21 protein-coding genes are annotated in these 22440 nt (G+C 59.9%); 11 read left to right on the top strand and 10 right to left on the bottom strand.

What is annotated here, in order from left to right; translation table 11 throughout:
• The first annotated feature begins 115 nt into the window (after positions 1-115).
• From rsxA to nth, 7 genes are read left to right on the top strand one after another with little or no spacing between them, the layout of a single operon-like run.
• Complete coding sequence (gene rsxA / locus C2E16_RS10100) at positions 116-697, top strand: electron transport complex subunit RsxA (protein ID WP_038626252.1); 582 nt, start codon at positions 116-118, stop codon at positions 695-697.
• Entirely contained in the window at positions 697-1275 is a 579-nt protein-coding gene (gene rsxB / locus C2E16_RS10095) for an electron transport complex subunit RsxB (protein ID WP_084970374.1), read from the top strand. Before rsxA ends, rsxB begins: the two co-directional genes overlap by 1 nt.
• The gene (rsxC, locus tag C2E16_RS10090) at positions 1268-3763 is read left to right on the top strand and encodes an electron transport complex subunit RsxC (RefSeq protein WP_104951487.1); all 2496 of its coding nucleotides are present in this window, start codon (positions 1268-1270) and stop codon (positions 3761-3763) included. Before rsxB ends, rsxC begins: the two co-directional genes overlap by 8 nt.
• Positions 3764-4822 carry an electron transport complex subunit RsxD gene (gene rsxD, locus C2E16_RS10085; RefSeq protein WP_084970376.1) on the top strand — a complete coding sequence of 353 codons (1059 nt, stop codon included), beginning with the start codon at positions 3764-3766 and terminating at the stop codon, positions 4820-4822.
• 3 nt (positions 4823-4825) lie between these two features.
• Positions 4826-5458, top strand: coding sequence for an electron transport complex subunit RsxG (rsxG, locus tag C2E16_RS10080; protein WP_084970377.1), 633 nt, complete (start codon positions 4826-4828; stop codon positions 5456-5458).
• On the top strand, positions 5451-6146 hold the full coding sequence (locus C2E16_RS10075; protein WP_084970378.1) for an electron transport complex subunit E: 696 nt from the start codon (positions 5451-5453) through the stop codon (positions 6144-6146). The genes rsxG and C2E16_RS10075 overlap by 8 nt, the downstream gene beginning before the upstream one ends.
• Positions 6143-6778 (top strand): endonuclease III, encoded by a 636-nt coding sequence (nth, locus tag C2E16_RS10070; protein WP_084970379.1) that lies wholly within the window; start codon positions 6143-6145, stop codon positions 6776-6778. Before C2E16_RS10075 ends, nth begins: the two co-directional genes overlap by 4 nt.
• An 81-nt stretch (positions 6779-6859) precedes the next feature.
• On the opposite strand, the gene betA is transcribed toward nth, so the two are convergent.
• Genes betA through betI form a run of 3 tightly spaced genes read right to left on the bottom strand, consistent with a single transcriptional unit; the run spans position 6860 to position 10668 of the window.
• Positions 6860-8545 (bottom strand): choline dehydrogenase, encoded by a 1686-nt coding sequence (gene betA / locus C2E16_RS10065; RefSeq protein WP_038626266.1) that lies wholly within the window; start codon positions 8543-8545, stop codon positions 6860-6862.
• A 42-nt stretch (positions 8546-8587) separates the two neighbouring features.
• Entirely contained in the window at positions 8588-10054 is a 1467-nt protein-coding gene (gene betB / locus C2E16_RS10060; protein WP_038626268.1) for a betaine-aldehyde dehydrogenase, read from the bottom strand.
• Positions 10055-10065: 11 nt separating this feature from the next.
• On the bottom strand, positions 10066-10668 hold the full coding sequence (gene betI, locus C2E16_RS10055; RefSeq protein WP_038626270.1) for a transcriptional regulator BetI: 603 nt from the start codon (positions 10666-10668) through the stop codon (positions 10066-10068).
• 162 nt (positions 10669-10830) lie between these two features.
• Here betI and betT point away from each other — a divergent pair, with 162 nt between their 5' ends.
• The 3 genes from betT to gstA all read left to right on the top strand — a co-directional run bounded on the left by betT (position 10831) and on the right by gstA (position 15603).
• Entirely contained in the window at positions 10831-12840 is a 2010-nt protein-coding gene (gene betT, locus C2E16_RS10050) for a choline BCCT transporter BetT (RefSeq protein WP_104951486.1), read from the top strand.
• Between the two features lie 532 nt (positions 12841-13372).
• Positions 13373-14878 (top strand): dipeptide/tripeptide permease DtpA, encoded by a 1506-nt coding sequence (gene dtpA / locus C2E16_RS10045; protein WP_084971378.1) that lies wholly within the window; start codon positions 13373-13375, stop codon positions 14876-14878.
• Positions 14879-14997: 119 nt separating this feature from the next.
• The gene (gene gstA, locus C2E16_RS10040; protein WP_084971376.1) at positions 14998-15603 is read left to right on the top strand and encodes a glutathione transferase GstA; all 606 of its coding nucleotides are present in this window, start codon (positions 14998-15000) and stop codon (positions 15601-15603) included.
• 55 nt (positions 15604-15658) lie between these two features.
• Here gstA and pdxY read toward each other — a convergent pair whose 3' ends face one another.
• From pdxY to anmK, 5 genes are all read right to left on the bottom strand, one after another.
• Entirely contained in the window at positions 15659-16519 is an 861-nt protein-coding gene (pdxY, locus tag C2E16_RS10035; protein WP_038626276.1) for a pyridoxal kinase PdxY, read from the bottom strand.
• A 62-nt stretch (positions 16520-16581) separates the two neighbouring features.
• Positions 16582-17856, bottom strand: a complete 1275-nt coding sequence (tyrS, locus tag C2E16_RS10030) for a tyrosine--tRNA ligase (protein ID WP_038626278.1) — start codon at positions 17854-17856, stop codon at positions 16582-16584.
• A 132-nt stretch (positions 17857-17988) separates the two neighbouring features.
• The gene (gene pdxH, locus C2E16_RS10025; RefSeq protein ID WP_038630001.1) at positions 17989-18645 is read right to left on the bottom strand and encodes a pyridoxamine 5'-phosphate oxidase; all 657 of its coding nucleotides are present in this window, start codon (positions 18643-18645) and stop codon (positions 17989-17991) included.
• Positions 18646-18711: 66 nt separating this feature from the next.
• Positions 18712-19020 (bottom strand): MliC family protein, encoded by a 309-nt coding sequence (locus C2E16_RS10020; protein WP_038626280.1) that lies wholly within the window; start codon positions 19018-19020, stop codon positions 18712-18714.
• Between the two features lie 22 nt (positions 19021-19042).
• Positions 19043-20161: an anhydro-N-acetylmuramic acid kinase gene (anmK, locus tag C2E16_RS10015; protein WP_038626282.1), complete on the bottom strand. Its 1119-nt coding sequence runs from the start codon at positions 20159-20161 to the stop codon at positions 19043-19045.
• Between the two features lie 286 nt (positions 20162-20447).
• Between anmK and slyB the strand changes: the two genes are divergently transcribed.
• Positions 20448-20915, top strand: a complete 468-nt coding sequence (gene slyB, locus C2E16_RS10010) for an outer membrane lipoprotein SlyB (RefSeq protein ID WP_038626284.1) — start codon at positions 20448-20450, stop codon at positions 20913-20915.
• A gap of 54 nt (positions 20916-20969) precedes the next feature.
• Here slyB and slyA read toward each other — a convergent pair whose 3' ends face one another.
• Both slyA and sodC read right to left on the bottom strand, forming a co-directional pair.
• Positions 20970-21413: a transcriptional regulator SlyA gene (gene slyA / locus C2E16_RS10005; protein ID WP_162287233.1), complete on the bottom strand. Its 444-nt coding sequence runs from the start codon at positions 21411-21413 to the stop codon at positions 20970-20972.
• A 466-nt stretch (positions 21414-21879) separates the two neighbouring features.
• Positions 21880-22401 (bottom strand): superoxide dismutase family protein, encoded by a 522-nt coding sequence (gene sodC, locus C2E16_RS10000; RefSeq protein WP_038626286.1) that lies wholly within the window; start codon positions 22399-22401, stop codon positions 21880-21882.
• Positions 22402-22440: the final 39 nt, after the last annotated feature.

Here is a 22440-nt window from a genome sequence, read left to right as displayed (position 1 = left end):
AAAAACGCAATAATTTAATCATGAGTGCTTTTGTCCTTCCTCCCGCCGCCCGCGCCGTTGTGATGGCGCCGGGAATAACTGATAATAAGTACCTTTTGTAACCCCGGGCGATACGATGACCGATTACCTGCTTCTTTTCGTTGGCACAGTGCTGGTGAATAACTTCGTTCTGGTGAAGTTTCTCGGCCTTTGTCCCTTTATGGGCGTTTCCAAAAAGCTGGAAACGGCGATTGGCATGGGCCTCGCGACCACATTCGTTATAACCCTGGCCTCGATCTGCGCCTGGCTGGTGAATCACCTTATTCTGCTGCCGCTGGATCTGGTCTATCTGCGCACGCTGGCCTATATCCTCGTGATCGCCGTCACCGTGCAGTTCACGGAGATGGTGGTGCGTAAGACCAGCCCGGCGCTCTATCGCCTGCTGGGTATCTTTTTGCCGCTGATCACCACCAACTGCGCGGTGCTGGCGGTGCCGTTGCTAAGCGTCAACCTCAACCATACCTTTTTGCAGGCGGCGCTTTACGGCTTCAGCGCCTCGCTGGGCTTTTCGCTGGTGATGGTGCTGTTTGCCGGTATGCGTGAACGTCTGGTGCTGGCGAATGTGCCGGCCCCGTTCAAGGGTTCCTCTATCGCCCTGATCACGGCTGGCCTGATGGCGCTGGCCTTTATGGGCTTTACTGGTCTGGTGAAATTCTGATGACCGCTATCTGGATAGCTATTGCTGCAATTAGCGCCCTGTGCCTGATTTTCGGTGGGCTGTTGGGCTATGCGTCACGCCGCTTTAAAGTGGAAGCGGACCCGATCGTTGAACAAATCGACGCCATTTTGCCGCAGAGCCAGTGCGGGCAGTGCGGCTATCCCGGCTGTCGCCCCTACGCCGAAGCGGTGGGCAACAACGGCGAGGCGATCAATAAATGCGCCCCCGGCGGCGAACAGACGATGCTGAAGCTGGCGGGCCTGCTCAATGTGGAGCCGCAGCCGATCGACGGCGACGAAAGCGCGAAAGAACCGGTGCGCACCGTGGCCTGGATTGACGAAGCGAACTGCATCGGCTGCACTAAGTGCATTCAGGCCTGTCCGGTCGATGCGATCGTCGGCGCCACGCGTGCGATGCACACCGTGCTGAGCGACGTCTGCACCGGCTGCGATCTCTGCGTCGCTCCCTGCCCAACCGACTGTATTGAAATGCGTCCGGTTGCCACCACCACGGCTAACTGGAAATGGGATCTGCAAACCATCCCGGTACGGGTCATTCCTGTGGAAAGTCATGCTTAACCTACTGAATATCTTCCGTAAAGATAAGATTTGGGACTTTGACGGCGGCATTCATCCGCCTGAAATGAAGACCCAGTCCAACGGCACGCCGCTGCGTCAGCTGCCGCTGGCGGATCGCTTTATCATTCCGTTAAAGCAGCATATCGGCCACGAAGGCGAAATCTGCGTCAAACCCGGCGATAAAGTGCTGCGCGGCCAGCCGCTGACCTTCGGAACCGGGCGAATGCTGCCGGTGCATGCGCCGACCTCAGGCGTGATTGAGGCAATCGGCCCACATATGACCGCGCACCCTTCCGGTCTGGCGGAGATGTCGGTATTTATCGCCCCCGACGGCGAAGATCGCTGGATCGAGCGCGACGGCGTGGCGGATTATCGCCAGCTGCCGCGTGAAGAAGTGATTAAACGTATTCACCAGGCGGGCGTCGCCGGACTCGGCGGCGCGGGCTTCCCAACCGCGACCAAACTAAAAGGCGGGCTGAACAGCACCCGCACGCTGATTATCAATGCCGCCGAGTGCGAACCCTATATCACCGCCGATGACCGCCTGATGCAGGACTGCGCCGATGAGGTAATTGAAGGCAGTCGTATTCTCGCCTGGGTATTACAGGCGGAGCGTGTGCTAATCGGCATTGAAGACAACAAGCCGGAAGCAATCGCCGCGCTGAAGCGCGCGCTGGGCGGCGCCAATGATTTGCAGCTGCGCGTTATTCCTACCAAATATCCTTCCGGCGGCGCGAAGCAGCTGACCAAAATTCTGACCGGCAAAGAGGTGCCGCATGGCGGGCGCTCCTCCGATATCGGCGTGCTGATGCAGAACGTCGGCACCGCCTGGGCCGTGAAGCGCGCGATTATCGACGGCGAGCCGCTGACCGAACGCGTCGTGACCCTGACCGGCGAAGCGGTGACGCAGCCGGGCAACGTCTGGGGACGGCTCGGCACGCCGGTCAGCCATCTGCTGCACCATGCGGGCTTTCAGCCGCAGCCAAAGCAGATGGTGATTATGGGCGGTCCGCTAATGGGCTTTACCCTGCCAGCGCTGGATGTGCCGGTGGTGAAAATCACCAACTGTCTGCTGGCGCCGTCGGCCAGCGAGATGGGCGAACCGCAGCCGGAGCTTTCCTGCATCCGTTGCAGCGCCTGCGCCGACGCCTGCCCGGCCAATCTGCTGCCGCAGCAGCTCTACTGGTACAGCCAGGGCGCCGATCACGACAAGGCGCGCGCTTACCATATTGACGATTGCATCGAATGCGGCGCCTGCGCCTGGGTTTGCCCCAGTAATATTCCACTGGTGCAGTATTACCGCCAGGAGAAGGCGGAACTGCGCGCTATCGATCTGGAAGCGAAACGCACCGCCGAAGCGAAAGCGCGCTTTGAAGCGCGTCAGGCGCGTCTGGAACGGGAAAAACTGGCCCGTGAAGCGCGTCATGCGCAGGCGAAGCGTAAGGTTAGCGCCAGCGAACAGGATGAAATCGCCGCTGCGCTGGCGCGCGTGAAGGCGAAGAAAGCGGCAGAGGTTGACGTTAACGCGGGCGACGCGCCCGATAACGCCGCCGTCATTGCCCAGCGCGAGGCGCGTAAAGCGCTGGCGCGCCAGCGTCAGGCGGAAAAACAGGCGGAGACCGAGCCGCTGTCGCGTCAGGCGTGCGATCCGCGCAAGGCGGCGGTGGAAGCCGCTATCGCCCGCGCCAAAGCGAAAAAAGCGCAGCAGGAACAGGATAACGCGGAAATTCAGAGCGGCGCAGCGGATCCGCGCAAGGCGGCGGTAGAAGCCGCTATCGCCCGCGCCAAAGCGAAGAAAGCACAGCAGGCGCAGGATGCCGCGGCAAGCGACAGCGCCCCTGACGCGGTTGACCCGCGCAAGGCGGCGGTGGAAGCCGCTATCGCCCGCGCCAAAGCGAAGAAAGCGCAGCAGGCGCAGGATGCCGCGGCAAGCGACAGCGCCCCTGACGCGGTTGACCCGCGCAAGGCGGCGGTGGAAGCCGCTATCGCCCGCGCCAAAGCGAAGAAAGCGCAGCAGGCGCAGGATGCCGCGGCAAGCGAAAGCGCGCCTGACGCAGCGGAGGCGATAATGCCGGAAAGCGAGCGCATGGCTGAAGCCGCTGACGCGCGTAAGGTTGCAGTCGCCACCGCCATCGCCCGCGCCAAAGCCAAAAAGGCGCAGCAGGCGACGGCGGAGAAACATCACGCCGCTGAAGAGACCGAAACGGAAAGCCAGAGCGTGCCATCAACGGATGCGATGACGCCGGAAAGCGAAAGCGTGCCTTTAGCCGCCGCCGAGCCGGAAAGCGCTGACGCCGCGCCGGTCGATGCGCGTAAGGCGGCTATTGAAGCGGCCGTCGCCCGTGCCAAAGCGAAAAAAGCACAACAACAGGCGGCGGAGAACGCCGACACGGATGAAGCGGACGCGCGCCGTAAAGCCGCCGTGGCCGCCGCCGTTGCGCGCGCCAAAGCGCGTAAAGCACAGCAGCAAACAGGCTTAGAGGATTAAATGGCTTTTCGTATAGCAAGTTCCCCTTATACCCATAACCATCGGGCCACCAGCCGCATCATGATGCTGGTGCTGCTGGCGGCGCTGCCCGGCATGGCCGCTCAGTGGTACTTTTTCGGCTACGGCAACCTGATTCAGGTGGCGCTGGCAGCCCTGACCGCATGGGGCACCGAAGCGGCGATCCTCCACCTGCGCAAGCAGCCGGTGCTGGCGAATCTGGGCGACCACTCCGCGTTGCTCACCGCCCTGCTGTTGGGCGTCAGTCTGCCGCCGCTGGCACCCTGGTGGTTGATCGTTATCGGTACCGCCTTTGCCATTATTATCGCCAAACAGCTTTACGGCGGCCTCGGACAAAATCCGTTTAATCCGGCAATGATCGGCTATGTGGTGCTGCTGATCTCTTTCCCGATGCAAATGACCAGCTGGCTGCCGCCGGAAGCGTTGCAGTCGGTAACGCCGGGCCTGTTCGATTCGCTGAGCATGATCTTCACCCATCACACGCTGGCGGGCGATACCATCCAGCAGCTGCAAATGGGCGCTGACGGCGTCAGCCAGGCGACGCCGCTCGATACCTTCAAAACCGGTCTGCGTGCCGGACACAGCGCGGAGCAGCTGCTGGCGCAGCCGATTTTCGGCGGCGCTGTCGCCGGCATCGGCTGGCAGTGGGTCAATATCGGCTTCCTGCTGGGCGGCCTGTTCCTGCTGCTGACCAACACCATTCGCTGGCATATCCCTGTCAGCTTCCTGGCTTCGCTGGCGGTGTGCGCGACGTTGGGTTGGTTTTTCTCGCCCGGCACGCTCGCTTCGCCGCTGATCCATCTCTTTTCCGGCGCGACGATGCTGGGCGCGTTTTTTATCGCTACCGACCCGATTACCGCCTCGACCACCAATAAAGGCCGGCTGATTTTCGGCGCGCTGATCGGTCTGCTGGTATGGCTGATCCGCAGCTTTGGCGGCTACCCGGACGGCGTGGCGTTCGCCGTGCTGTTGGCCAACATCTGCGTGCCGCTGATCGATTACTACACCCAGCCGCGCGTATACGGCCATCGCAAGGAGTAAGCCATGCTGGATACCATACGTAAAAATGGCGTGACGCTGGCGCTGTTCGCCGCCGTTACTACCGGCCTGACTGCGGTGATCAACACGGTGACTAAGCCGACCATCGCCCACCAGACCTCGGTGCAGCAAAAGCTGCTGCTGGATCAGGTGGTGCCGCCGGAGCTGTACGATAACGTGATGCAGCATGAATGTTACGTTGTCACAGACAGCGCGCTGGGCAATGACAAGCCGCATTACCTCTACGTGGCGCGTAAAAACAATCAGCCGGTAGCGGCGGCGCTTGAGACCACCGCGCCGGACGGCTATTCTGGCGCAATTCAGATGCTGGTCGGCGCGGATTTCCAGGGCAAGGTGCTGGGCGTGCGCGTGGTGGAGCATCATGAGACGCCGGGCCTCGGCGATAAGATCGAGCTACGCATTTCCGACTGGATCACCCGCTTTAGCGGCGTTCAGCTGCACGGCGCGAACGACAGCCATTTCGCGGTAAAAAAAGATGGCGGCGATTTCGATCAGTTCACCGGCGCCACCATTACCCCACGCGCGGTGGTGAACGCCGCTAAACGCACTACGCTGCTTATTGAAACGCTGCCGGAGAAACTCTCTTCGCTACCCGACTGTGGAGACGCAAATGAGTGAAGCTAAAAATTTATTAATCGGCGGGCTGTGGAAAAATAACTCCGCGCTGGTACAGCTGCTGGGCCTTTGCCCGCTGCTGGCGGTGACCTCGACCGCCACTAACGCGTTGGGGCTCGGCCTGGCGACCACGCTGGTGCTGACCATCACCAATAGCGCGATCTCCGCCTCGCGCCGCTGGGTGCCGTCGGAAATCCGCATCCCGATCTACGTGATGATCATCGCCTCGGTGGTGAGCTGCGTGCAGATGCTGATCAACGCTTACGCCTGGGGGCTTTATCAGTCGCTGGGGATTTTTATTCCGCTGATCGTCACCAACTGCATCGTGGTGGGCCGCGCGGAAGCGGTGGCGTCGAAAAGCAGCATTCCGCTGTCGGCGCTGGACGGCTTCGCCATTGGCATGGGCGCCACCAGCGCGATGTTCGTGCTCGGATCGCTGCGTGAGATTATCGGAAACGGCACCCTTTTCAACGGCGCCGATCAGCTGCTTGGCCCGTGGGCGAAAGTCCTGCGCGTGGAGGTGGTGCATTTCGATTCGCCGATGCTGCTGGCGATGCTGCCGCCGGGCGCCTTTATCGGTCTTGGCATGCTGCTGGCGGCGAAATATCTTCTCGACCAGAAACTGAAGGCGCGCGCCGCCGCCCAGCGCGATCGCGAACTGCCGCAGGGCCAGACTGAGAAAGCGGTGTGAATAAAGAAAAACGCTATGAAATTTTGTCGCGGCTGCGGGCGAACAACCCGCACCCGACCACTGAGCTGAACTTCAGCTCTCCTTTTGAGCTGCTGATCGCCGTGCTGCTGTCGGCGCAGGCTACCGACGTTAGCGTCAACAAGGCGACGGCGAAGCTCTATCCGGTGGCCAATACGCCCGCCGCGATGCTGGAGCTGGGGGTCGAAGGGGTAAAAAGCTATATCAGGACCATCGGCCTGTTTAACAGCAAAGCGGAGAATGTGATTAAAACCTGCCGCATTCTGCTGGAAAAGCATCAGGGCGAGGTGCCGGAAGATCGCGCCGCGCTGGAGGCGCTGCCCGGCGTCGGCAGGAAAACCGCCAACGTGGTGCTGAACACCGCCTTCGGCTGGCCGACTATCGCCGTCGACACCCATATTTTCCGCGTCTGCAACCGCACTCACTTCGCGCCCGGCAAGAATGTCGAGCAAGTTGAGGAGAAGCTGCTGAAGGTGGTGCCGAAGGAGTTTAAGGTCGACTGTCACCACTGGCTGATCCTGCATGGCCGTTACACCTGCATCGCGCGTAAGCCGCGCTGTGGCTCCTGCCTGATTGAAGATCTCTGCGAATATAAAGAGAAAACCGATCTGTAACGCCGCGCGGGCATAAAAAAGCCGGTCTGATGACCGGCTTTTTTTATGGCGTCGCCTGAATCCCAGGTGATGGCCGCCGCGTCAGGCGCTTTCCGCTGCGTCCGCCGCGGCAATTTCCTGCTCGCGCTGCAGCCGATAGTAATCCGCCTGCGACGGCGCCAGCGGCGCACGCCCGCGAATGATGTCAGACATCTTCTCGGCGATCATCACCGTCGGCGCATTCAGGTTGCCGGTGGTAATTTGCGGCATGATCGAGGCATCCACCACGCGCAGGCGCTGCAGGCCATGCACGCGACCCTGATCGTCGACCACGTCCATCTCGCCATAGCCCATGGCGCAGCTGCCGCACGGGTGATAGGCAGTTTCCGCATGCTCGCGGATAAAGGCGTCGATCTGCTCGTCGCTCTGCACCGCGAAGCCCGGCTGGATCTCCGCGCCGCAGTAAGGCTCCAGCGCCGGCTGGCGCATGATTTCACGGGTCAGGCGCACCGCCGCGCGGAACTCCACCCAGTCGCGGGTTTCCGACATATAGTTGAAAAAGATCGAGGGCGCGTCATAGGGATCTTTCGATTTCAGCTTAATGCGCCCGCGGCTCATTGAGCGCATCGGCCCGACGTGCGCCTGAAAGCCATGCTGTTTAACCGGGCTACTGCCGTTGTAGTTAATCGCCACCGGCAGGAAGTGATATTGCAGATCGGGCCACTCCGGGTGATTATCGCTGCGGATAAAGCCGCCCGCCTCGAACTGATTGCTGGCGCCGATGCCGGTGCCTTTCAGCAGCCATTCTGCGCCGATCGCCGGCTGGTTCCACCACTTTAGCGCCGGATAGAGCGAGATCGGCTCTTTGCAGCGGTACTGCATATAGATTTCCAGATGATCCTGCAGGTTACGGCCGACGCCCGGCAGCGCATGCACCACGTCGATATCCAGTTCGCGCAGCCACTCTTCCGGGCCGACGCCGGAGCGCTGCAGGATCTGCGGCGAGGCGATTGCGCCGGCGCAGAGCAGCACTTCGCGCGTGGCGGTCGCCTGCTGGCGCTGCCCTTTGCGCAGCCAGGTGACGCCGGTGGCGGTTTTGCCCTCAAACAGGATACGATCGGTCTGCGCACGGGTGACAATAGTCAGGTTCGGCCGCGTTTTCGCCACGTCGAGATAGCCGCGCGCGGTGCTGGAGCGCCGTCCCTGCGGCGTGACGGTGCGATCCATCGGCCCAAAACCATCCTGACGGTAGCCGTTCAGATCGTCGGTTTCATGATGCCCCGCCTGCTTCGCCGCTTCGATAAAGGCGCGGTAGAGCGGATTGTTGCCCACCTTCGGCGTGGTGACGCTCAGGTAGCCTTCGCCGCCGTGATAGTCATTCTCGCCAATGTCGCGCTTCTCCGCGCGGCGGAAATAGGGCAGACAGTGCAGATAGGACCACTGTTCCAGCCCCTCTTTTTTCGCCCAGCCGTCGTAGTCGAGCGCGTTGCCGCGGATATAACACATGCCGTTGATCAGCGAAGAGCCGCCCAGCCCTTTTCCGCGTCCGCACTCCATGCGGCGGTTGTTCATCTGCGGTTCCGGCTCGGTCTCGTAGGCCCAGTTATAGCGTTTACCCTGCAGCGGATAAGCCAAAGCGGCTGGCATTTGGGTACGGAAGTCCCAGCGGTGATCGCGCCCGCCCGCTTCCAGTAACAGTACCGATACGTCAGCATCCTCGGTAAGGCGCGTGGCCAGTACATTGCCCGCAGAGCCTGCGCCGATAATGATGTAGTCAAATTTCTGCATTAAACCTCCGGAAACCGGCGGGCCAGGCCGCCGGGTTAGTCATTAAAACGCTGACGGGTAATCTCCCATCTCGATCAGCACGGATTTGGTGCGGGTGTAGTGCATCAGGGTATCGAGGCCGTTTTCACGCCCCACGCCCGAGAGCTTATAGCCGCCAACCGGCATCGGCGCCGGGGATTCGCCCCAGCTGTTCACCCAACAGATGCCCGCTTCCAGCTGATGGATCACGCGGTGCGCGCGGTTCAGCGACTGGGTGAAAACGCCGCCCGCCAGGCCATAGCCGGTGGCGTTGGCGCGCGTGATAGCTTCCTCTTCGTCATCAAACGCCAGGATGCTCATCACCGGGCCGAAGATCTCTTCACGTACGAGGCGCATTTCGTCGTGGCAGTCACTGAATACTGTCGGCTCGACGTAGTAGCCCTGCGCCAGCGCGCCTTCGGTAATGCGGTTGCCGCCCGCCAGCAGACGCGCGCCCTCTTCTTTACCCAGCTGCAGGTAAGAGACCACTTTTTCACAGTGCTGCGCGCTGACCAGCGGACCGAAGTTCACGGACGGATCGCGCGGGTCACCGGTTTTGATGCGCGCCATTTTCTCCAGTAGCCGCTTTTCAAATGCCGGCAGCAGCGAACGCTGGACGAATACCCGCGTGCCGTTGGTGCAGACCTGGCCGCTGCTGTAGAAGTTGGCCATCATCGCGCCGTCGACCGCCCGCTCCAGGTCGGCATCGTCAAAGACGATCAGCGGCGATTTGCCGCCCAGCTCCAGGGTAACCTCTTTCAGGTTAGCCAGCGCCGCGTCCGCCATCACCCGCTTGCCGGTATTGACCTCGCCGGTGAAGGAGATTTTTTCAATCTGCGGATGCTGGCTCAGCGCCTGTCCCACTTCCGCCGCGCCCTGCACCACGTTGAACACGCCGGCCGGCAGGCCCGCTTCGCTGTAGATTTTCGCCAGCTCCAGCGCGCTCAGCGGCGTTACTTCGCTCGGTTTGAAGATCATCGCATTGCCGGCCGCCAGCGCCGGAGCGCTTTTCCACAGGGCGATCTGGATCGGGTAGTTCCAGGCGCCGATGCCGGCGCAGACGCCCAGCGGTTCGCGGCGGGTATAGACCAGCGCGCTGTCGCGCAGCGGGATCTGTTCGCCCTGCAGCGCCGGCGCCAGCCCGGCGTAGTACTCCAGCACGTCGGCGCCGGTAACGATATCCACCGCCGCGGTTTCGCTAATCGGCTTGCCGGTATCGGCCGTCTCCAGCTCCGCCAGCGCCTGATTGCGCTCGCGCAGCAGGGCGACCGCCTTCAGCAGCACACGGCTGCGCTCTACCGGCGTATAGCTGCGCCAGATACGCTGGCCCGCCAGCGCGCTTTCGACGGCACGATCCACGTCCGCCCGGCTGGCGGCGGCGATCTCCGCCAGCGCCCTGCCGTTGGCCGGATTCACCGTGGTGAAGATCTCGCCCTGACCCTGCTCTTCGCGGCCATTGATGTAGTTGCCGCGGCGTGGTAGCTCTGCCATGTTTTCTCCTGTTAATGCATGTTCTGCGCCGGCTGTAGCCAGAGCGCAAGATTCTGGTAACAGATTGAACGCGCCCGCTCGAGCCCGTCCGCCATCGGCTGCGGCGCCAGCGTCATACGCAGCCACAGCCCGTCGATCAGCGCCGCCATGCAGCTGCCGGCGGCGCGCGCCTGTTCGCGCGGCATGACGCGGGCGAACTGCGCCGTCAGGTTCGACCAGAGACGACGGTCGTTAATGGTCTGCAGCCGCTGCAGGTTGTGCTGATGCAGGCTGTTGGTCCAGAACACCAGCCAGGTTTTCAGCACCGGCGCGTCAATCTGCGAAATATCAAAATTGCCGTCGATAATGGCGCGGATCTGCGCCTCCGGCGTATCCGGCGCCTGCCGCCGCTGCCGCTCCACCGCCAGGTAGAGGTCGGCGAGGATCTGGCGCATACAGGCGTCCAGCAGGCCGTTTTTATCGCCGAAATAGTGGCTGACGATGCCGGTGGACACGCCCGCCTCTTTGGCGATTACCGCGAGGCTCGCTTCCGCCAGCCCTACCCGATCGATTACCGTCAGGGTGGCTTTAATTAGCTGCGCCTGGCGTATGGCCTTCATTCCAACTTTTGGCATCGTCCCGTCACTCTTAACGACTTATGTGGCTATAGCCTAGCTTTTTTATATTGAACGTTCAATCAATAAAAACTAGACTTGATAACAATTGAATAACAAAACCATGCGTTTAGCAGGGATTTTCAGGCAGGGATGTTTCACGCAACAGAATGAGGAGCTTGCATGCCGGGGTCACAGGACCGTCAGACAATTCAGGCAGTTAAACTTAACCGCGCGGTGTTTTTCGGCGCCGCGCTGATCATCACGCTCTTTTCCGGCAGCGTGCTGGCCTTTCCGCAACAGGCCAGTTCGCTGCTGGGTCGGGCGCAGGCCTGGGCTTCCGCCACCTTCGGCTGGTACTACATGCTGGTGGTCGCCTTTTATCTCGGCTTCGTGCTGTTTGTCGCCCTTTCGCGCTATGGCGACATCAAGCTTGGGCCGGATCACGCCACGCCCGACTTCAGTTATGGCACCTGGGCAGCGATGCTATTTTCCGCCGGCATCGGTTCCGAGTTGCTGTTCTATGGCGCATCAGAGCCGCTTGATCACCTGCTGCAGCCGCCGGAAGGGGTGGCGGGTTCGGCGCAGGCGGCGCGCGACGGCATGGTGCTGACGATGATGCACTGGGGGCTGCACGGCTGGGGCATCTATACGCTGGTGGCGATGGCGCTGGCCTACTTCGCCTATCGCCATAACCTGCCACTGGCGCTGCGCTCTGCGTTCTATCCGCTGATCGGCGATCGCATTAACGGGCCGATTGGCCATGCGGTAGATATTTTCGGCATCGTCGGTACCATGTTCGGCCTGGCGACCAGCCTTGGCATTGGTGTGATGCAGATTAACTCCGGCATCAGCTTTTTGACCGGCATCGCGCAGAGCCACACCATGCAGGTGATTTTGATTGTGGTGGTGATGGGCGCCGCGACGCTTTCCGCCGTCAGCGGCGTGGATAAGGGCATTCGCCGCATGTCGGAGCTGAATATGCTGCTGGCGCTGCTGATGTTCTTTTTCGTGCTGTTCGCCGGGCCGACCGGCCATCTGCTGAACGCGCTGGTGCAGAACTTCGGCGACTATTTCACCAGTCTGCCGCGCAAAACCTTCGATCTCTATGCCTACAGCAGCACCAGCCGCGACAGCTGGCTCGGCAGCTGGACAGTGTTCTACTGGGCATGGTGGATCGCGTGGTCGCCGTTTGTCGGCATGTTTATCGCCCGCATCTCGCGTGGCCGCACCCTGCGTGAGTTCGTTATCGGCGTATTGCTGATCCCGATGGGCTTTACCCTTGCGTGGCTGTCGGTGTTCGGCAACAGTGCCCTGACCTTTTTCCAGCACGGTATGAAGGAGTTGGGCGATATCGCCCTGAGCGAGCCGGCGATGGCGGTATACCATATGCTGGCCAGCTATCCGCTGGCGATGCCGGTGACGGTGCTGGCGGTGGTGATCTGCTTTATCTTTTTTGTCACCTCCGCCGATTCCGGCGCGCTGGTGGTGGCCAACCTCTCCTGCACTAGCGACAGCAGCAGTGATGCGCCCAACTGGCTGCGCATTTTCTGGGCGGCGGCGGTCTGTATGCTGACGCTCTCCCTGCTGTTCGCCGGCGACTATACCTCGCTGCAGACCGCAGTGGTACTGAGCGCCCTGCCTTTCTCGCTGGTGCTGGTGCTGTTCGTGCTGGCGATGTACCGCGCGCTGCATCATGAGAAACAGCGCGACCGCAGCCGCTCGCTGGCAATCGCCTCGCCGCTGCTGACCGCGCGTTACCGTCCAGGCCACACCAGCAGCTGGCGCCGCCGTCTGAACCGCGCCATCTCTTATCCGGGCCGCGATATGGTCTATCGTTTTATGGATGAGACGGTGCGCCCGGCGCTGGGCAAAGTGGTGCAGGTGCTGGAAGAGAAAGGTCTGCAGGTAGAGAGTGACCTGTCACCGCAGGATTTCACGATGAGCATTCGCGTGGCGCACGGTGAGGAAGCGCCTTTCGTCTACGGCGTGCAGATGCAGGGCTACAGCACGCCGTCATTTATGCGCCGCAGCGGTAATTTGCCGACCGCCAGCCGCTATTATCGTGCTGAAGTGCATCTGTGGGAGGGCAGCCAGGAATACGATCTGGTGGGCTATACCGAAGAGCAGATCATTAACGATATTCTCGATCACTATGAGCGCCATCTGCAGTTCCTGCATCTGGTGCGTTAACGGATCCTTCGGCGGCCGGGCGTGCTTACCCGGTCGCCTTTTCCCGCCGTCACAGGCATCCATGCTTATTTTTCGCCCTAAATTATTGTTTTAAAGCGTGATCTTGCTCACGACTCGCGCGCAACGCGCGATCCCCCCGCGCAAGCCGTTATAAAGCCTCAACAAAAGGCAAATAATGCGCATTAAATAGTCATTTATTCTGCATTATCAGGCAATATTTTGTCCCTGTATCGTCAAACAGGGGCTTAGCGAATAATTGCCCTTTTTCGATGCCGCCGGCAGGTAAACAGAGAGATTATTCTGACAATAAAATCGCAAACCGAATTTAACACTAATTAACAAGCGAGACTCCTGCCCTTAACCCTGATCCCGCCGCTATCTTCAGCAAATAAAAAAACACTTGCCACCCGTGGCGGGATAAGCGAAATTAACCGCCGTTTTTTCTGATTTTATTACAGAACCGTGCGTTGGCTTCGCCCGCGACGCGGTCTTATTTCCTGATGAAAATCAGGTTGAAACAACAGAGGTAACAGTGTCTACAGCAAACAAACACACTGACGAGGCAGTCAGCCTCAATGCGTTCAAGCAGCCAAAAGCGTTTTATTTGATCTTTTCTATCGAACTGTGGGAACGATTTGGTTATTACGGCCTGCAGGCCATCATGGCGGTCTACCTGGTTAAACAGCTGGGGATGTCCGAAGCCGATTCCATCACCCTTTTCTCCTCTTTCAGCGCGCTGGTGTACGGTCTCACCGCTATCGGCGGCTGGCTGGGCGATAAGGTGCTGGGCACCAAACGGGTGATTATTCTCGGCGCGCTGGTGCTGTGCGTTGGCTACGGGCTGGTCGCCTGGTCTGGTCATGATGTGTCGATGGTCTATATCGGCATGGCAACGGTGGCAATGGGCAGCGGGCTGTTTAAAGCTAACCCGGCCTCCCTGCTGTCAACCTGCTACGACAAAGACGATCCGCGTCTCGACGGCGCCTTCACCATGTTCTATATGTCGATCAACGTCGGCTCGCTGGTGTCCATGATGCTGACGCCGTGGCTGGCGGCGCGCTACGGCTGGAGCGTGGCGTTTTCGCTCTCCGTGGTCGGCCTGGCAATTACCGTGGTCAACTTCCTGCTCTGCCAGAAGATGGTGAAGAACTACGGCTCTAAGCCGGATTTCGCGCCGCTGAACCTCGGCAAGCTGCTGATGACGCTGATCGGCGTAGTGGTGCTGATCACGGTCGCCACCTGGCTGCTGCATCACCAGTTTATCGCCCGCATCGTGCTGGGGGTGATCGCGCTGGGCATCATTCTGGTGTTCGCTAAAGAAGCGTTCGCGCTGCAGGGCGCCGCGCGCCGCAAAATGATCGTCGCCTTCCTGCTGATGGTAGAAGCGATCGTCTTCTTCGTGCTTTATATGCAGATGCCGACCTCGCTTAACTTCTTCGCTATCCGCAACGTTGAACATACCATTCTGGGCATCGCCTTCGAGCCGGAGCAGTATCAGGCGCTGAACCCGTTCTGGATCATGGTCGCCAGCCCGATTCTGGCCGCCATCTATAACAAGCTGGGCGATCGCATGCCGATGCCGCACAAGTTCGCCTTCGGCATGGTGCTTTGCTCCGCCGCGTTCCTCGTGCTGCCGCTGGGCGCCAGCTTCGCCACGCAGCAGGGCATTGTTTCCGTTAACTGGCTGATCCTGAGCTATGCGCTGCAGAGCGTCGGCGAGCTGATGATCTCCGGCCTCGGCCTGGCGATGGTGGCGCAGCTGGTGCCGCAGCGCCTGATGGGCTTTATCATGGGCTCCTGGTTCCTGACCACCGCCGGCGCCGCGATGATTGCCGGCAAGGTCGCCAACCTGATGGCGGTGCCGGAAAACGTGACCGATCCGCTGCAGTCGCTGCAGGTTTACAGCGACGTGTTTAAGCAGATCGGCATCGTGACCGGGGTTATCGCCGTTCTGATGCTGCTGACCGCTCCGCTGCTGAACCGGATGACGGTGGATCGCGAAGCGGCGGCGAAACAGGCCGCGGAAAGCCACAGCTGATTCAGCGCGTGGAGTGAAAAAGCCGTCCCTGCGACGGCTTTTTTATTGCCCCCGCACTGACATTTGCCCGGTCGCGCAGTAGGATGATCCTTACCCCCGCATGCAACAAGGAGCATTGTATGAAACTCTTCAGTAAAGCTGGCGCCTGTTCCCTTTCTCCCCATATCGTTCTGCGCGAATGCGATCTCGATTTCACTCAGGTTAATGTCGACCTGGCGAAAAAAGTGACCGAACGCGGCGAAGACTATCTGCAGATCAACCCGAAAGGTCAGGTTCCGGCGCTGGAGCTGGATGACGGCACGCTGCTTACCGAAGGTACCGCTATCGTGCAGTACCTGGCGGACCTGAAGCCCGATCGCCAGCTGCTGGCCCCGGCGGGCAGCCTGACGCGCTACCATACGCTGGAGTGGCTGAGCTATATCTCTACCGAACTGCATAAGGGCTTCAGCCCGCTGTTTCGCCCCGATACGCCGGAAGAGTTCAAGGTGAAGCAGCGCGAGCAGCTGCTGACGAAGTTCCGCTATGTCGATAATGCGCTGCGCGATAAGCAGTGGCTGCTCGGCGCGCGCTTTACCGTGGCGGATGCTTATCTGTTCGTCGTGACGCGCTGGGCGAAAGCGGTCAAGCTGGATCTTAGCGCGCTTGAGGCGCTGGCCGCCTGGCAGGCGCGCGTGGCGGAACGTCCGGCGGTGATCGCCGCGTTGAAGGCGGAAGGGCTGGCCTGATATGACAACGGGACGCGCAGGCGTCCCGTTTTGTTAAGCGCATTCCCTCTGCGGCTTAGAGCCTTTCGGCGGCGAAATGCTGCGTTGGCCGCGCGATGCTCTCCTGAGCCGCCACCAGTTGCAGCTCATACTCGCCCATTTCATGGGTTTTCAGCATCACCTCATACACTGCGGCGGTAATATGCTCCAGCGACTGCTTCAGCGTTTCGCCTTTCAGCAGGTTGACCAGCAACATGCCACTGGTAAGATCGCCGACGCCGACCGGCTGACGCACGCCGAAATCGATCAGCGGACGGCTGATATGCCAGGCTTCCTGCGCCGTCACCAGCAGCATTTCAAAACGATCGCTGCGGCGCCCGGCGCGCGCCAGATGTTTCACCAGTACAATTTTCGGCCCCTGAGCGATGAGCTTGCGTGACACTGTCACTGCCTCCTCGACGCTGGCGACGCTGGTGCCGCTGAGCATCTCCAGCTCCAGCAGGTTCGGCGCGATAATGTCGCTGGCGGGCAGCGAAGATTTGCAGTGAAATTCCGCCACGCCCGGCGCCACGATGCAGCCTTTCTCCGGGTGGCCCATCACCGGATCGCAAAAATACCAGGCGTTGGGATTCGCCGCTTTCACCTGACGCACGATCTCCAGAATCTGTTCGCCCTGCTCCGCAGACCCCAAATAACCGCTTAATACCGCGTCACAGGTCTTCAGGCGATCGATATCGGCGATGCCCTTCACAATATCGGTTAAGTGCGACGCGGGCATCACGGTGCCGGTCCAGTGGCCATACTGCGTATGGTTGGAAAACTGCACGGTATTGAGCGGCCAGACATTGACGCCCATGCGGCGCATCGGGAATTCCGCCGCACTGTTGCCTGCGTGACCGAATACGACGTGAGACTGAATAGCGAGAATATTTTTCATCATAAAACCTGCACAGCCTTGCCAAAAAATTAAGGCCGGTCGAACCGGCCTTAAGCATCTTATTATTTCCAGCACACCAGACAGTAGTGCTTTTTACCGCGGCGCAGCAGCGTAAAGCGGCCAAACAGCTTATCGCCGTCGCTAAAGCGGTACTCCGCGTCAGACTGCTTTTCACCATTAACCGTAACCGCGTTAGAGCTGATCATGGTGCGCGCCTGACCGCGCGACGGCACCAGCTCCGCCGTGACCAGCGCCTGCTGCAGATCGGCGTCGGCCTCCAGATGGATAACCGGCATGCCGTCCTGCGCCAGCTGCTCGAAGTCCGCTTCGGTCATGTCGCTCAGGCTGCCGGAGAACAGGCTCTGGGTAATGCGCTTCGCCGCTTCCAGACCCGCTTCGCCATGCACCAGACGCGTAACCTGCTCCGCCAGCACATACTGCGCGCGCGGCGCCTTGCCGCTGTTTTTATCCTCTTCCTCCAGCGCATCGATCTCTTCAATGCTCATAAAGGTGAAGAATTTCAGGAAACGGTAAACGTCAGCGTCGGCGGTATTGATCCAGAACTGGTAGAACTTGTACGGGCTGGTTTTCTTCGCATCCAGCCATACTGCGCCGCCTTCGGTTTTGCCGAATTTGGTGCCGTCCGCTTTGGTGATCAGCGGCACGGTCAGGCCAAACACCTGGTTCTGATGCAAACGACGCGTCAGATCGATGCCGGATGTAATATTGCCCCACTGATCGGACCCGCCGATCTGCAACGCCACGCCATAGCGTTCGTTCAGGCAGGCGAAATCGTAACCCTGCAGCAGGTTATAGGAGAATTCGGTAAAGGAAATGCCCTGATCTTCACGGTTCAGGCGCTGTTTGACCGCTTCTTTGTTAATCATCTGGTTAACAGAGAAGTGCTTGCCGATATCGCGCAGGAAGGTCAGCACGTTCATACTGCCGAACCAGTCGTAGTTGTTCGCCGCGATGGCGCTGTTGTCGCCACAGTCGAAATCGAGGAACGGCGCAACCTGACCGCGGATTTTTTCAACCCATTCATTGACCGTCTCGGCGGTGTTCAGCTTGCGTTCAGCCGCTTTGAAGCTGGGATCGCCGATCAGACCGGTGGCGCCGCCCACCAGCGCAACGGGTTTGTGTCCTGCATCCTGGAAACGTTTCAGACAAAGCAAAGGTACCAGATGGCCCAAATGCAAGCTGTCGGCGGTTGGGTCGAAGCCGCAATAGAGAGCGATTGGCCCTTGCGCCAGTCTCTCTGCTAACGCATCCTCGTCCGTCACCTGGGCTACCAGGCCCCGCTCTTGCAATTGTTTAATCAGGTTACTGCTGGTCATTAAAGACTCCATGTTGTAACGACTGCACCTATGCTGGTACACAGCTTTCCGCTGACATGCGGAGAAATGAAGGCGTATAGAATAAAGCGCCGCCGCCGCCAGCGCCAGCGCTGCAAACGATATTTGCTGAATTCAGGGCGCCAGCCGATCGATTTTCCAGCTGTCGCCTTCACGCTGATAGAAAAAGCGATCGTGCAGCCGGTTTTCGCCGCCCTGCCAGAACTCCATCGCATCGAATTTGACGCGGAAGCCGCCCCAGAAACTGGGCAGCGGCACATCGCCCTGACTGAACTTTTGCTTCAGTTCGAGGAATTTGCCCTCCAGCACGCCCCGCGCCGAAATGCGGCTCGACTGCTGCGATACCCAGGCGCCGATCTGGCTGTCGCGCGGACGGCTGTGGAAATATTTCACCACCTCCAGCGTCGAGAGCTTTTCCACCTGCCCCAGCACCATCACCTGACGCTCAAGAAAGTGCCAGGGAAACAGCAGGCTGACGCGCGGGTTATCCGCCAGCTGCTGCGCCTTACGGCTGCCCAGATTGGTGTAAAACACCATGCCGCGCTCATCAAAGTGCTTCAACAGCACGATGCGCTGGTATGGCTGCCCCTGTGCGTCCACCGTAGCGACACACATCGCGGTGGGATCGGGGAGCTGGGCGTCGCACGCCTGACGCAGCCACTGTTCAAACAGCACCAGCGGCCGATCGGGAAGATCCTTACGACGCAAGCCGCCGCGGGTATATTCGCGCCGCAGGTGGGCAATCTGTTGCAAACTCTCGTTGTCACTCATAACCGGATTCAACCATAGCGAAAGGGTGAATGCATTGTGCTACTCCCCTTGATGAAATTCAACGCGTTAGCGCATGCCCTCGCGCTGGCAGTCATTAACGATTATGCGCTGGTTGCGCTCTATCGTCGCGCTGTCGCCTTCGGTGCGAAGGCGCCAGGTGTCGTCGCTGTAGCTGGCGCCGGAGGCGGAAGCCTCCTGCCGCAGCGTCAGCGACTGGCCGTTCATCACCAGCTGCGCCTGCTGCTGCGTCAGAGTGACCGTCAGCGGCAGCGTGCCGCAGCGATAGTGCAGCACCTGCGCCTCATCCTGCTGCTTGCCGGCCAGCCCGCAGCCGGTCAACAGAAGCGCGATCGTTAACGTCAGGCTCTTTTTCATGTTTTTTCTCTCATTGCGATATTTACAGCGGCGGACGGTTGGCGGGATAGATCGCCCCCAGGATAGTTGCTTCGCGCGCGCCGGTGACCGAAGGCAGATTGCCGGGCAGCCCGGACAGCGTGCGCCAGGCGAGCCAGGCAAACGCCAGCCCTTCCATATCGTCGCCGTTAATGCCCACCTCGTCGGTCGTCAACACTTCCGTGCCGGCCAGCTGCGCCGCCAGCCGCGCCATCAGCAGCGGATTACGCGCGCCGCCACCGCACACCAGCAGTCGATCGCAGCCGCCGCTCAGCAGCACCTGCTCGCTGATGGTCACCGCCGTCAGCTCCAGCAGCGTCGCCTGCACATCCTGCGGCGCCAGGCCAGGAAAGCGGCGCAGCTGTTGTTCCACCCAACCGAAATTAAAATATTCCCTGCCGGTACTTTTCGGCGCCGGCAAAGCGAACCAGGCGTCGCTCAGCATCTGCTTCAGCAGCGGCAGGATGACGGTGCCGCTGGCGGCCCAGGCGCCGTCCTTGTCATAGGGCTGCCCGCGATGGCGCCAGATCCAGGCGTCCATCAGCATATTGCCGGGACCGGTGTCGTAACCGCCTGGCGCCCTGCCGGGGATCAGCAGCGAGAGATTGGCGATGCCGCCGATATTCAGCACCATGCGCCGCTCCTGCGGGTGCATCAGCAGCGCCTGATGAAAAGCGGGCACCAGCGGCGCCCCCTGTCCGCCCAGCGCCATATCGCGTCGACGAAAATCGCCCACGACCGTCACGCCGGTCGCGGCGGCTATCTGATTATTGTCGCCGATCTGCATGGTACAGGGCGCCTCGCCCCAGGGCTCATGCCAGACGGTCTGCCCGTGGCAGCCGATAGCGGTGATATCCTCTGCGCTCAGGTTTTGCTGCTTCATCAACGTCAGCACCGCCTCGGCGAACAGGCGCCCCAGGCGCGTGTCCAGCTGCCCCAGCTGCGACAACGTCAGGCTCTGTCCCTGATTGATTGCCAGCAGTTCCTGGCGCAGTGCCTGCGGCACCGGATGGCAGTAGCTGGCCTGCTGCGCCACCATGCGATCGTCAATCGCCGCCAACACCACATCCACGCCATCCAGGCTGGTGCCGGACATCACGCCAATATAGCGTCCCGATTTCATTGTCTTACCTTACTTCCTTAATGGAAGAGCATTCAGATTATTTTCAGCCTGGCAAAAAAGACCCGTTAATTCTATGATTAATTGTTAGTTTTCATAGACAGCTCGACGCTTTTACACTCAGGGAGTATTTTTTCCTGGCATTATTGAATTTTTGTTTATACATCGCGGTCTATGCTCAGCCATCGTTTGGTTCGCAGGAGAGCGAGACAGACGAAGGTTATGCCATATAATGAATTATCTATGGCTGCCTTTTCGATGCAGCCGACAGTCATGAAAGGAGTTTTATATGATTAAGCGTTTATGTGTCGTGGCGCTGGCTGGCATCACGCTGGCAGGCTGTACCAATACGGATACGCTTTCCGGCGACGTATACAGCGCCAACGAAGCCAAGCAGGTGCAGAGCGTAAGCTACGGTACGCTGGTTTCCGTACGTCCGGTAAAAATCCAGGGCGGAGATGAGAATAACGTGATCGGCGCTATCGGCGGTGCGGTACTGGGCGGCTTCCTGGGCAATACCGTCGGCGGCGGCACGGGCCGCAGTCTGGCGACGGCGGGCGGCGCGGTGCTTGGCGGCGTAGCGGGCCAGGGCGTTCAGGGCGCGATGAATAAAACGGACGGCGTAGAACTGGAGATCCGTAAGGACGACGGCAACACCATTCTCGTGGTGCAGAAGCAGGCAGCCAGCCGCTACTCCGTCGGTCAACGCGTAATGCTGGCGTCAAATGGCAGCCAGGTAACCGTTTCTCCCCGTTAATCTTAGCTGTCTGGCTTGAAAAACCGACGCCGCGCGTCGGTTTTTTTATGGCGGCTATTCGCTCTTTTTCTGCAGTTCGACAATATTTTTTTCCAGCCGCGCGATCAGCGTAATTAACTGATCCACTTCCCGTTTTGAGATGCCCGCCAGGATATCGTCGCGCGTCGCGTCAATGACATGTTCGACCTGCTGGATAATGGGTTCCGCCGCTTTGGTCAGCTTGATGCGTTTCGCCCGCCGGTCGTTAGCGCAGGTGCAGCGGACAATCAGCCCTTTCTCTTCGAGTTGGTCGAGCGTGCGCACCAGAGAAGGCTGTTCAATGCCGATAGCTTTAGCCAGCTGAATCTGTGACTGATGAGGAGGCAACTGATGGATGTTATGCAGAGTGACCCAGTGCGTCTGTGTAAGTTCCAGCGGTTTAAGTCGTTGATCGATTAGCGCACGCCAGATGCGCACTAAACGTGCCAAATCCGTTCCTAATGGCGTATCCAATTTCATCTCCTTATAATTAGCTTGCTAGCAATCAAGCATGATTTTAGCCTATTTTGCGAGTTTACAATGCAAAATACAAATTCAGCACGCCCTGCTAAAGGCCGTTATTCCTGATGATTGACGCCCTGCAATCGGGCGGCAGCGGCGGTTTCTTCTCCTTTCACTCCCCGCTTCTACGCACTTCTCTGATTTTCTTCCTTACGTCCAGAAACGGCATAAACCGCCTTCGCCACGACCATCATCTCCGACATGCGCATGACAACAATGGGCATCGTCTTAAAGCGCAACGCCGTGCCCCGCTCATCTCACTGCCCGCCAGTGGTGCAACAGCGCAAAGAAAAGAGTAGCGTCGAGATGGTTGAAATATGCTGATAATAAACAAAGAATTGGCCTCATGCGGCAAAATATTATGCGCTGCGGTCGTCCCACTGTTATTTGTGCGAGAACGATCGCAACGCGAAGCGCCATTGCCCTATTTAATCACACCACAGGCGTAACGATCGCCGCCGCCGCCCAACGGTTTGGGATGGTCGCTGTGATTATCGCCGCCCATATGCACCATCAGCGCCCGGCCAGAAATCTCACTGATTTTTTTCAAACGCGGCGCCAGAACGGGATAGTCGGCACGGCCATCCTGTGTGACGTAGAGCGCCGGCAGATCGCCTAAGTGTCCTTCAGCCCAGGGGCCAAGATGCTTACCGCTGTTTTGCGGATCGAAGTGCCCGCCCGCCGCGCCGCCCGGTACGGTTTTTCCGTCGGTGACAGCAGGTTCGCAGCTGCCGTTCGCATGGACATGGAAGCCATGAATGCCCGCCGGCAGATGGGAGAGCGCTGGCGTAAAGGTCAGCCCATACGCGGTTTCATCGATTTTGACCGTTCCCACCGATTCGCCGATGCCTTCTTTGGTCAGGTTATGTAACGTGACCTCCTGGCTCGCCGCCTGCGCATAGCCAGCTATCAGCAGCGTCAGCGCCGCTAAACCGTAGTGTTTCATCCAGCCTCCTGAGGTATGTCGGGGTTCTACCTAAAGCCT

The organism is Mixta calida (assembly GCF_002953215.1).
GTDB lineage: Bacteria > Pseudomonadota > Gammaproteobacteria > Enterobacterales > Enterobacteriaceae > Mixta > Mixta calida.
This window is presented reverse-complemented; position numbering and strand designations above follow the sequence as displayed.